This is a genomic window from Phytopseudomonas punonensis, assembly GCF_900142655.1.
GTDB classification, from domain to species: Bacteria; Pseudomonadota; Gammaproteobacteria; order Pseudomonadales; family Pseudomonadaceae; genus Aquipseudomonas; species Aquipseudomonas punonensis.
The window spans coordinates 106202-118169 of record NZ_FRBQ01000005.1 but is presented as its reverse complement, the minus strand read 5'-3'; the positions used below and the strand labels follow the sequence as shown (position 1 = coordinate 118169).

Below are 11968 nucleotides of genomic sequence, written 5' to 3'. Positions count from 1 at the left end.
CTGAAAGCCGCCCCAATTCGTGTATGATATGCGCCCTTTTCATCGCCCGACCGTCCGAGAACGCCTCCCATGCAGCTTTCCTCGCTCACCGCGGTTTCGCCCGTAGATGGCCGCTATGCCGGCAAAACCAGCGCCCTGCGCCCCATTTTCAGCGAATACGGCCTGATTCGTTTCCGCGTCCAGGTTGAAGTCCGCTGGCTGCAGCGCCTCGCCGCCCATGAAGGCGTGAGCGAAGTCGCGCCCTTCTCTGCCGAAGCCAACGCGCTGCTCAACGAGCTGGCCGAGAACTTCGCGGTCGAGCACGCCGAACGCGTCAAGGAAATCGAGCGCACCACCAACCACGATGTCAAAGCCGTGGAGTATCTGCTCAAGGAACAAGCGGCCAAGCTGCCGGAACTGGACAAGGTCAGCGAGTTCATCCACTTCGCCTGCACCAGTGAGGACATCAACAACCTGTCCCACGCCCTGATGCTGCGCGAAGGCCGCGACAACGTGCTGCTGCCCTTGATGCGCCAGATCGCGACTGCCATCCGTGAGCTGTCGGTGAAATTCGCTGACGTGCCGATGCTGTCGCGCACCCACGGCCAACCGGCCTCGCCGACCACCCTGGGTAAAGAGCTGGCCAACGTCGTCTATCGACTTGAGCGTCAGATCGTGCAAATCGCTGCCGTGCCGCTGCTGGGCAAGATCAATGGTGCAGTGGGCAACTACAACGCTCACCTGTCGGCCTACCCGCAGATCGACTGGGAAGCCAATGCTCGCCAGTTCATCGAAGGTGACCTTGGCCTGCAGTGGAACCCCTACACCACGCAGATCGAGCCGCACGACTACATTGCCGAGTTGTTCGATGCCATCGCGCGCTTCAACACCATCCTCATCGACTTCGATCGTGATGTGTGGGGCTACATCTCCCTGGGTTACTTCAAGCAGAAGACCATCGCAGGAGAAATCGGCTCGTCGACCATGCCGCACAAGGTCAACCCGATCGACTTCGAAAACTCCGAAGGCAACCTCGGTATCGCCAACGCGCTGTTCCAGCACCTTGCCAGCAAGCTGCCGATCTCGCGCTGGCAGCGCGACCTGACCGACTCCACCGTACTGCGTAACCTCGGCGTTGGCTTCGCTCATAGCGTGATAGCCTACGAGGCAAGCCTCAAGGGAATCAGTAAGTTGGAGCTCAATGCTCAACGCATCTCTGAAGACCTGAACGCGTGCTGGGAAGTGCTCGCCGAGCCGATCCAGACCGTCATGCGTCGCTACGCCATCGAGAACCCCTACGAGAAGCTCAAAGAGCTGACCCGTGGTAAAGGCATCACCCCTGACGCCTTGCTCGCCTTCATCGATGGCCTGGATATGCCGCAACAGGCCAAGGAAGAGCTCAAGCAGCTCACGCCAGCTAACTACATCGGTAATGCCGTGGCTCAGGCCAAGCGCATCTAAACGGCCTTCGGCCCCAAGGACGCCCGGCTGAAGCCGGGCGTTTCTTTTTATACGCTTTAATAAATATCAAGGACTTACAGATGAATCCTGATGTTCCTCTTCAGCTATTGGGCGGCCTGAGCGCACGTGAATTTCTGCGCGACTACTGGCAGAAGAAGCCCCTGCTGGTGCGCCAGGCCATTAGCGATTTTGAAAGTCCCATTTCTCCGGACGAACTGGCCGGCTTGGCCCTAGAGGAAGAAGTCGAGTCGCGCCTGGTAATCGAGCATGGCGAGACGCCATGGGAAGTGCGCCGCGGCCCGTTCGCAGAGGACGCCTTCTCCGAGCTTCCCGAGCGCGACTGGACACTGCTGGTGCAAGCCGTCGATCAGTTCGTGCCTGAAGTCGCCGAGCTGTTGGAGCAATTCAAGTTCTTGCCCAAATGGCGTATCGACGACGTGATGATCAGCTTCGCCGCACCAGGTGGCGGAGTTGGTCCGCATTACGACAACTACGACGTGTTTCTCCTGCAGGCTCATGGTCGTCGCCGCTGGCAGATCGGCCAGATGTGCGACGCGCAGAGCCCGCTGCTGCCGGATCTGGACATGAAGATCCTGGCCCAATTTGATCAAACTGAAGAATGGGTGCTCGAGCCCGGCGATATGCTCTATCTGCCGCCGCTCCTGGCCCACTGTGGCACCGCCGAGGACGATTGCATGACTTATTCCGTGGGTTTCCGCGCACCCAGCGCGGCCGAAGTACTGACCCATTTCACTGATTTTCTTGGCCAGTTCCTGCCCGATGAAACGCGCTACAGCGACGCTGGCACTGCGCCGGTCAGTGACCCCAACGAAATCCAGCGCGACGCCCTGGATCGCCTCAAGGCGCTGCTCGCCGAGCACATGAGCGACGAGCGCCTGCTGATGACCTGGTTCGGCCAGTTCATGACAGAGCCGCGTTACCCGGAGCTGATCGCCGGCATCGAAATTGACGAAGACGGCTTCCTCGATCATCTGGAAGACGGCGCCGTGATGATCCGCAACCCCAGTGCGCGCATGGCCTGGTCGGAAGTCGGTGAAGATCTGGTGCTGTTCGCCAGCGGGCAGAGCCGCTTGGTTTCCGCTAGCCTGCGTGAGCTGTTGAAATTGATCTGCTCGGCCGACGCCCTGCATTTGGAAAATCTTGGCCCATGGATCGCCAATGACGAAGCTCGGGAATTGGTTCTCGAACTGACTAAACAAGGAAGTCTGGAGTTTGCTGCCGATGAATGACCTGCACGTACGCATCGCCGACTGGCACAAGGATTACGAAGAACTGCGCCGCATCCGCGAAACGGTATTCGTTGCTGAACAGGCAGTGCCGCCTGAATTGGAATGGGACGCCGAAGACAGTGATGCCGTGCATTTCCTCGCCTGCGAAGGCGATTACCCGATCGGCACGGCGCGTTTGCTTGCCGACGGCCAGATCGGCCGGGTGTCGGTGCTCAAGGACTGGCGCGGCCTCAAGGTCGGCGAAGCACTGCTGCAGGCGGTGATCGCCGAAGCGGAGAAACGTGGCCTGAATCAGCAAATGCTCAGCGCCCAGGTGCAGGCAACGCCGTTCTATGAAAAGCTGGGCTTCACTGTAGTGAGTGACGAATATCTAGAAGCAGGCATTCCCCACGTCGACATGGTGCGCAGCAGCTGATTCGAGCTGTGGCGCGCATGGATGCCACAGAGGTGAGCATGAACGATGAACACACGCCCGATGACAACGCGCTCGAGCTGATCGAGTTCGAGTCACCCGGGCGCTTCACCTCTCACAACCCGGACAGCCAGCTGCCAACGCCGGCTGCCTGGGAGCCCGCCCCCTTCGCACTCGGCAGCGAGCAGGCGCTCCAGCGCTTCAGCCTTCCCGATCAGGCGCGCAGTCATGCCCTTGCCTTGATGCAGCAGGCCAGGCGCACGCTATGCCTCTACAGCCCTGATCTCGACCCCTGGCTTTACAACCACAGCAGCATTGCCCAGGCATGCACGCAATTTGCGCTCAGCCACCGCAATAGCGAGCTGCGCATTCTGCTGCGTGACAGCAGCAGAGCCATCCGCGATGGGCACCGGCTGATCGGGTTATCGCGCAAGCTATCCAGCAGCGTGCAGATTCGCCGCTGCCACCCCGATTATCCCGTTCCCGATGGCGCCTTTCTGCTCGCTGACGATACTGGCCTACTGATGCGCCCCGAGCCGGATCAATTTGGCGGCTATGCGAAATACCAGGACGCCGCACGCGTGCGTCAACTGCAGCGGCAGTTCGATCAAACCTGGGACACAAGTATCACCGACCCTGACTTGCGGAGTTTCCTGTTATGAAGAGCTTTCTGCCATGAAGCGGCATGTTCTAGGTGCGGCCCTACTCGCGCTCAGCCTCTCGGCGCTGGCTGCCACCGAAGTCATCCCACTGAACTACCGAACCGCTGGCGATCTGCTGCCCGTGGTGCAGTCGGCGCTAGGCAACGAAGGGCGCGTCAGCGCGTATGGTAATCAGCTGATCGTCAATGCCTCGCCAGGCAAGATCGAGGAGGTTCGCGCCTTGCTCGGCCAACTCGATACCCAGCCCCGGCGCTTGCTGATCAGCGTGGACACCAGCGAATCGACCTATCGTGATGATCGCGGCTACAGCGTCGATGGCAGCGTCAGCGCCGGCAATGGCCGGGTCGAAATCGGCCGTGGCGAAGTCGGTGGCCGCGACCAGGCACGCATCATCCGCCGCAGCACTGACAGCCGCGGCGGCGGCACTCAGCAAGTGCAAACCAGCGAAGGCTATCCGGCACTGATCCAGGTCGGCCAAAGCGTACCAATCACCACCCGCAGTCGCGATGCTTATGGCCAGGTGTACAACAACACTGAATACCGCAATGTCACCCAGGGCTTCTACGTCACCGCCAGCCTTGCCGGTGAGGTTGTGCATCTGGACATCAGCAGCAACCGTGACCGGGTCAGTCAGCGACAACCCGGGGTGATCGACATCCAGCAAGCCGACACCCGAGTCAGCGGCCGAGTCGGTGAATGGATCAGTATTGGCGGCAGCAGCGAGCAGAGCCAGGCCGACAACAGTGGCATCCTGCGACGTTACTCGACCGAAGGCCGCGACGACATGAGCATGCGCGTGAAAGTCGAGGTGATCGACTGAAAGCCCCGTAAAAGGTGACTGTACGGTCGATCTAAGACTTATGTAGTACTCACAAAAAAACACTACAAAAACGATTGACGAACATTTTCGTCGGTCGCATGATGGCCTCGCTCCCGCTAATCAGGGGCTCTGGAAACGGAGTCTCCGGGTCGTATGCTTGCTTACCGCAAGATCGATTCGTGTTGTTAAGCCCACAAGGCAGTTCGACGAGATGGCGACTGGAACGAGGTTGTCCTGAGGGACGGGGAAGCGTTTCACGTATTGACTGCACAGTGCCAAGGGCGTCCACGGGCCTGCACGCATACCAGCTCGCCTATCCGGTGAGTGGCAGACGATACGCTTCGTCCACCCGGCCCAAGTGCCCTCCTCATTCCGGTTTCCTCTCAACGTCTGCGGTGAGCTCGCTCCGAGCACTGCGCCTGGACTGTGCGCGACGTTCGGCGCTCGACCAAACACACACTTGAAGGATTGACCATGTCAGCTTACGAAAACGACATCAAAGCCGTTGCCGCCCTGAAAGAAGCCGCTGGCAACAGCTGGAGCGCCATCAACCCGGAATCCGTCGCTCGCATGCGTGCCCAGAACCGTTTCAAGACTGGGCTGGACGTCGCCAAGTACACCGCCGCCATCATGCGCAAGGACATGGCCGAGTACGACGCCGACTCGTCCGTCTATACCCAGTCGCTCGGTTGCTGGCACGGTTTCATTGGCCAGCAGAAGCTGATCTCCATCAAGAAGCACCTGAAAACCACCAACAAGCGCTACCTCTACCTGTCCGGCTGGATGATCGCCGCGCTGCGCTCCGACTTCGGCCCGCTGCCGGATCAGTCGATGCACGAGAAAACCGCGGTCGCCGCGCTGATCGAGGAGCTCTACACCTTCCTGCGTCAGGCCGACGCCCGGGAGCTGGACCTGCTGTTCAGTGCACTGGATGAAGCACGTGATTCCGGTGATCGCGCCAAGCAAAGCGAAATCCAGGCGCAGATCGACAATTTTGAAACTCACGTGGTGCCGATCATCGCAGATATCGACGCGGGCTTCGGCAACCCGGAGGCGACCTACCTGCTGGCCAAGAAGATGATCGAAGCTGGCGCCTGCTGCATCCAGATCGAAAACCAGGTCTCCGACGAGAAGCAGTGCGGTCACCAGGACGGTAAGGTCACCGTTCCGCACGCCGATTTTCTCGCCAAGATCAACGCGGTGCGTTACGCCTTCCTTGAGCTTGGCGTGGATGACGGCGTAATCGTTGCCCGTACCGACTCCCTGGGCGCCGGCCTGACCAAGCAGATCGCTGTAACTAATGAGCCGGGCGACCTGGGCGACCAGTACAACTCATTCCTCGATTGCGAAGAAATCAGCGCAGCTGAGCTGAAGAACGGCGACGTGGTGATCAACCGCGAAGGCAAGCTGCTGCGTCCCAAGCGCCTGCCGTCCAACCTGTTCCAGTTCCGCAAGGGCACCGGCGAAGACCGCTGCGTTCTGGACAGCATCACCTCACTGCAGAACGGCGCCGACATGATCTGGATCGAGACCGAGAAGCCCCATGTTGGCCAGATCAAGGCGATGGTCGATCGCGTCCGCGAAGTCGTTCCCAATGCCAAGCTGGTCTACAACAATAGCCCTTCGTTCAACTGGACGCTGAGCTTCCGTCAGCAAGTGTTCGATGCGTTTGTCGCCGAGGGTAAGGACGTGTCGGCTTACGATCGTGCCAAGCTGATGAGCGTCGAGTACGACGAGACCGAACTGGCGCAGATCGCCGACGAGAAGATCCGCACCTTCCAGCGCGATGGTTCGGCCAACGCGGGGATCTTCCACCACCTCATCACCCTGCCGACCTACCACACCGCCGCGCTGTCCACCGACAACCTGGCCAAGGGGTACTTCGCCGATCAGGGCATGCTGGCTTATGTCAAAGGTGTGCAACGCCAGGAAATCCGTCAGGGCATTGCCTGCGTCAAACACCAGAACATGGCCGGCTCGGACATCGGTGACAACCACAAAGAGTATTTTGCCGGCGAGGCAGCGCTTAAAGCTGGCGGCAAAGACAACACGATGAACCAGTTTCACTGAATAGTGGCGCGCCGCTTGGCACATGCTTCAAGCGTTGAGCCCCGACGATGAGTGTTGGGGCTTTTTTATTTGTAAGTAAGACGTTTCGGCCCAGTGCGCCTTTTCACCAGCTTAAATAACACCGGCGAATCATTGGGGGGGAATAAATCTTCAAGTGATATTAATTCCCATTGAAGCGCCGCTTAGTTTTCACTACATGGAGCGCCATGCAATCAGCCAAGTTTCCCCGCTTGTTTGTAGCCCCTTGATTTTCCGCATTTTCTGAAACTAGGCTGATTTCAGCTTTGCGACCTTTTATTATTTTTTTGCGCTGAAAAATTTACTTACACCACATACAGGCATAACATTATGTGAATTGATTCAAGGTGCTGTATTGCCTTGCCATAACTTTAAATCGTGCGTTAAGCCGTTCCTTGCCTGAGGAGCCCCGGCATGCTGGAAGCAAGCAGTTCCCTGTCCCACAACTGGGCGTTGGCCGTTTTTTTGCTGGGCGTCGTTGGTCTCTGTGCCTTCATGATGGGTGTGTCCAGCCTGCTGGGTAGCAAGGCCTGGGGTCGCAGCAAGAACGAGCCCTTTGAATCGGGCATGCTCCCTACCGGTAGCGCACGTCTGCGCTTGTCCGCAAAATTCTATCTGGTCGCGATGCTCTTCGTGATCTTTGACGTCGAAGCCCTCTTTCTCTTCGCCTGGGCCGTCTCCGTTCGCGAAAGCGGCTGGGCCGGCTTTATCGAAGCAGCCATTTTCATAAACATTCTGTTGGCAGGTCTTGTCTACCTTTGGCGTATCGGTGCGCTGGATTGGGCACCCGAGAGTCGTAAGGCGCGGCAGGCGAAGCTGAAACAATGAGGCTTTGGCGATGCAATACAAACTCACTCGGATCGATCCGGATGCTCCCAACGAGCAATACCCGATCGGCAAGCAGGAGGTCGTTACCGACCAACAGCTAGAAGATGAAGTGCACAAGAACATCTACATGGGGAAACTCTCGGATGTTCTCAGTGGCGCGGTTAACTGGGGTCGCAAGAACTCCCTGTGGCCGTACAACTTCGGGCTGTCCTGCTGCTACGTGGAAATGACCACTGCCTTCACCGCACCGCACGACGTCGCGCGCTTCGGTGCCGAGGTGATCCGTGCCTCCCCGCGCCAGGCCGACTTCATGGTCATTGCCGGCACCTGCTTCATCAAGATGGCGCCGGTCATCCAGCGTCTCTACGAGCAGATGCTCGAACCCAAATGGGTCATTTCCATGGGCTCGTGCGCCAACTCTGGCGGCATGTACGACATCTACTCGGTCGTTCAGGGGGTCGACAAGTTCCTTCCCGTCGACGTCTACATTCCCGGTTGCCCGCCCCGCCCCGAGGCGTTCCTGCAAGGTTTGATGCTGCTGCAGGAATCCATCGGTCAGGAGCGCCGCCCGCTGTCCTGGGTTGTTGGCGATCAAGGCGTTTATCGCGCCGAGATGCCATCCCAGAAAGAACAGCGCCGCGAGCAGCGTATTGCGGTTACCAACCTGCGTTCCCCTGACGAAGTCTGAGTCCTGCTTCCTTAAATAAAAGCCGGACTCACTCTCACCGTTGACCGATAGCGATCGAGACCATGACTGCAGACACCATCGTGTCCATTGCGCCCTACAAGGCGGACGACCAAGACGTCGTCGTTGAGCTTCAATCCCGTTTTGGCGCCGACAGCTTCACGCTGCAGGCCACCCGCACCGGCATGCCGGTGATCTGGGTCGGCCGCGACAAGCTTGTCGAGGTCTTGCGCTTCCTGCGCCAGGCCACCCGACCTTACGTCATGCTGTATGACCTGCATGGCGTTGACGAGCGCCTGCGTACGCAGCGTCGTGGCCTGCCGGACGCCGACTTCACCGTGTTCTACCACCTCATGTCGCTGGAACGTAACAGCGACGTGATGATCAAGGTGGCCCTGCGCGAAGGCGACCTCAACCTGCCTTCCGTAACCGGTATCTGGCCAAACGCCAACTGGTACGAGCGTGAAGTCTGGGACCTGTACGGCATCCACTTCACCGGGCATCCGCATCTGACCCGCATCATGATGCCGCCGACCTGGGAAGGTCACCCGCTGCGCAAGGACTACCCGGCGCGCGCCACTGAATTCGACCCGTTCAGCCTCACCCTGGCCAAGCAACAGCTCGAGGAAGAAGCCGCACGTTTCAACCCCGAGGACTGGGGCATGAAACGCCAGAGCGAGAACGAGGACTACATGTTCCTCAACCTCGGCCCCAACCACCCTTCGGCACACGGTGCGTTCCGCATCATCCTGCAGCTCGACGGTGAAGAAATCGTCGATTGCGTGCCTGAAGTTGGCTACCACCACCGTGGTGCCGAGAAGATGGCTGAGCGCCAAAGCTGGCACAGTTTCATCCCCTACACCGACCGTATCGACTACCTCGGCGGGGTGATGAACAACCTGCCGTACGTGCTCTCGGTCGAGAAACTCGCCGGTATCAAGGTGCCGCAGAAGGTCGACACCATCCGCATCATGATGGCCGAGTTCTTCCGCATCACCAGCCACTTGCTATTCCTGGGTACCTATATCCAGGACGTCGGCGCCATGACGCCGGTGTTCTTCACCTTCACCGACCGCCAGCGTGCCTACAAGGTGATCGAGGCCATTACCGGTTTCCGCTTGCACCCGGCCTGGTACCGCATCGGCGGTGTCGCCCACGACCTGCCGCGCGGCTGGGAAAAACTGGTCAAGGAGTTCGTCGACTGGCTGCCCAAGCGCCTCGACGAGTACGAAAAAGCCGCGCTGCGTAACAGCATCCTCAAGGCCCGCACCATCGGTGTGGCGCAGTACAACACCAAGGAAGCCCTGGAATGGGGCACCACCGGTGCCGGCCTGCGTGCTACCGGTTGTGACTTCGACCTGCGCAAGGCTCGCCCCTACTCCGGCTACGAGAACTTCGAGTTCGAAGTGCCGTTGGCCGCCAATGGCGACGCCTATGACCGTTGCATGGTGCGTGTCGAGGAAATGCGCCAGAGCATCAAGATCATCGACCAGTGCATGCGCAACATGCCGGAAGGCCCGTACAAGGCGGATCACCCGCTGACCACGCCGCCGCCGAAAGAGCGCACGCTGCAACACATCGAGACGCTGATCACCCACTTCCTGCAGGTTTCCTGGGGCCCGGTGATGCCAGCCAACGAAAGCTTCCAGATGATCGAAGCGACCAAGGGCATCAACAGCTATTACCTGACCAGCGATGGCAGCACCATGAGCTACCGCACCCGAATTCGTACGCCGAGCTTCCCGCACCTGCAGCAGATCCCTTCGGTGATCCGCGGCAGCATGGTCGCCGACCTGATTGCGTATCTGGGCAGTATCGACTTCGTTATGGCCGACGTGGATCGCTGAGGAGCACACCATGAGCATGATTCAGACTGACCGTTTCGCCCTCAGCGAAGCCGAGCGCTCGGCCATCGAGCACGAGATGCACCACTACGAGGACCCGCGCGCGGCGAGCATCGAAGCGCTGAAGATCGTCCAGAAGCAACGCGGCTGGGTGCCAGACGGCGCTGCCGATGCGATCGGCGCAATTCTCGGTATTCCGGCCAGCGACGTGGAGGGTGTTGCCACCTTCTATAGCCAGATTTTCCGCCAGCCCGTCGGCCGCCACATCATCCGTGTGTGCGACAGCATGACCTGCTTTATCGGCGGCCATGAAAACGTGCTCGGCAGCATCAAATCCGAGCTGGGCATCGTGCCCGGGCAGACTACCGCTGACGGTCGCTTCACCCTGCTGCCGGTGTGCTGCCTGGGCAACTGCGACAAGGCGCCGGCGCTGATGATCGACGACGAGACCTTTGGCGACGTACAACCCGAAAGCGTGGCGCAATTGCTGGAGAGTTTCCAATGACCAGTCGTAGCTCCAATCTGCTGACTTCCTTCGGCCCGGCCAACCGCATCGCCCGCAGCGAAGAGAGCCATCCGCTGACCTGGCGCCTGCGTGACGACGCCCAGCCCGTGTGGCTGGACGAATATCAGCAGAAGAACGGTTACGCCGCTGCGCGCAAGGCGCTGGCCGAAATGGCCCAGACCGACATCGTGCAGACCGTCAAGGATTCCGGCCTCAAGGGCCGCGGTGGTGCGGGCTTCCCCACCGGCGTGAAGTGGGGCCTGATGCCCAACGACGAATCCATGAGCATCCGCTACCTGCTGTGCAACGCGGACGAGATGGAGCCCAACACCTGGAAAGACCGCATGCTGATGGAACAGCTGCCGCACATGCTGGTGGAAGGCATGCTGATCAGCGCGCGCGCCCTGAAGGCGTATCGCGGCTATATCTTCCTGCGCGGCGAATACGTCGACGCGGCCGCCAATCTCAACCGCGCAATCGATGAAGCCAAGGCTGCCGGCCTGCTCGGCAAGAACATCCTGGGCAGCGGTTTCGATTTCGAATTGTTCGTGCACACCGGCGCCGGGCGTTACATCTGCGGTGAAGAAACCGCACTGATCAACTCCCTGGAAGGCCGCCGCGCCAACCCGCGCGCCAAGCCACCGTTCCCGGCCGCCGTGGGCGTGTGGGGCAAGCCGACCTGCGTCAACAACGTCGAGACCCTGTGCAACGTGCCGGCCATCGTCGCCAATGGCGTGGACTGGTACAAATCCCTGGCCCGTGAAGGCAGCGAAGACCACGGCACCAAGCTGATGGGCTTCTCCGGCAAGGTCAAGAACCCGGGGATCTGGGAACTGCCATTCGGCATCAGCGCCCGCGAACTGTTCGAAGACTACGCCGGCGGCATGCGCGACGGTTACACCCTCAAGGCCTGGCAGCCAGGCGGCGCTGGTACCGGCTTCCTGCTGCCCGAGCACCTCGAGGCCTCCATGTACGCCGCCGGCATCGCCAAGGTCGGCACCCGTATGGGTACCGGCCTGGCGCTGGCCATCGACAACACCGTGAACATGGTGTCGTTGCTGCGCAACATGGAGGAGTTCTTCGCCCGCGAGTCCTGCGGCTGGTGCACACCGTGCCGTGATGGCCTGCCGTGGAGCGTGAAGATTCTGCGTGCCCTGGAACACAAGCAAGGCACCCGCGAAGACATCGACACCCTCCTCGGCCTGGTCAACTTCCTCGGCCCTGGCAAGACCTTCTGCGCACACGCGCCGGGTGCCGTGGAGCCGCTGGGCAGCGCGATCAAGTATTTCCGTGAAGAGTTCGAAGCCGGTGTAGGCGCCGATGCGGCGCAGCCGCTGGTGGCGGCACACGCGGTATAGGCCTGCTGGCCGGACAAGTGGGCGTAGAGCGCCGTCCGGCCCGGGTCACAACAAAGAATTCCCTTAGCCCGTCCAC

11 protein-coding genes are annotated in these 11968 nt (G+C 60.2%); all 11 read left to right on the top strand.

Annotated elements, in window-relative coordinates; genetic code table 11:
* The first annotated feature begins 69 nt into the window (after positions 1-69).
* The 11 genes from purB (at position 70) to nuoF (ending at position 11892) form a co-directional block, all read left to right on the top strand.
* A complete protein-coding gene (gene purB, locus BUC40_RS14550) occupies positions 70-1440 on the top strand; it encodes an adenylosuccinate lyase (protein WP_073266897.1) in 1371 nt (456 codons plus the stop codon).
* Between the two features lie 80 nt (positions 1441-1520).
* On the top strand, positions 1521-2690 hold the full coding sequence (locus tag BUC40_RS14545) for a ribosomal protein uL16 3-hydroxylase (protein ID WP_073266896.1): 1170 nt from the start codon (positions 1521-1523) through the stop codon (positions 2688-2690).
* Positions 2683-3105, top strand: coding sequence for a GNAT family N-acetyltransferase (locus BUC40_RS14540; protein WP_073266895.1), 423 nt, complete (start codon positions 2683-2685; stop codon positions 3103-3105). The genes BUC40_RS14545 and BUC40_RS14540 overlap by 8 nt, the downstream gene beginning before the upstream one ends.
* 38 nt (positions 3106-3143) lie before the next feature.
* Complete coding sequence (locus BUC40_RS14535) at positions 3144-3764, top strand: DUF7931 domain-containing protein (RefSeq protein ID WP_073266894.1); 621 nt, start codon at positions 3144-3146, stop codon at positions 3762-3764.
* Between the two features lie 13 nt (positions 3765-3777).
* Positions 3778-4584 (top strand): secretin N-terminal domain-containing protein, encoded by an 807-nt coding sequence (locus tag BUC40_RS14530; RefSeq protein WP_073266893.1) that lies wholly within the window; start codon positions 3778-3780, stop codon positions 4582-4584.
* Between the two features lie 474 nt (positions 4585-5058).
* Entirely contained in the window at positions 5059-6654 is a 1596-nt protein-coding gene (locus BUC40_RS14525; protein ID WP_073266892.1) for an isocitrate lyase, read from the top strand.
* Positions 6655-7086: 432 nt separating this feature from the next.
* Positions 7087-7500, top strand: coding sequence for an NADH-quinone oxidoreductase subunit A (locus BUC40_RS14520; RefSeq protein ID WP_070887418.1), 414 nt, complete (start codon positions 7087-7089; stop codon positions 7498-7500).
* Between the two features lie 10 nt (positions 7501-7510).
* Entirely contained in the window at positions 7511-8188 is a 678-nt protein-coding gene (locus BUC40_RS14515) for a NuoB/complex I 20 kDa subunit family protein (protein ID WP_073266891.1), read from the top strand.
* A 62-nt stretch (positions 8189-8250) separates the two neighbouring features.
* Positions 8251-10032: an NADH-quinone oxidoreductase subunit C/D gene (gene nuoC / locus BUC40_RS14510; RefSeq protein WP_073266890.1), complete on the top strand. Its 1782-nt coding sequence runs from the start codon at positions 8251-8253 to the stop codon at positions 10030-10032.
* Between the two features lie 10 nt (positions 10033-10042).
* Positions 10043-10534 carry an NADH-quinone oxidoreductase subunit NuoE gene (nuoE, locus tag BUC40_RS14505; RefSeq protein WP_073266889.1) on the top strand — a complete coding sequence of 164 codons (492 nt, stop codon included), beginning with the start codon at positions 10043-10045 and terminating at the stop codon, positions 10532-10534.
* Positions 10531-11892 carry an NADH-quinone oxidoreductase subunit NuoF gene (gene nuoF / locus BUC40_RS14500; protein WP_073266888.1) on the top strand — a complete coding sequence of 454 codons (1362 nt, stop codon included), beginning with the start codon at positions 10531-10533 and terminating at the stop codon, positions 11890-11892. The genes nuoE and nuoF overlap by 4 nt, the downstream gene beginning before the upstream one ends.
* The last annotated feature ends 76 nt before the right edge of the window (positions 11893-11968 follow it).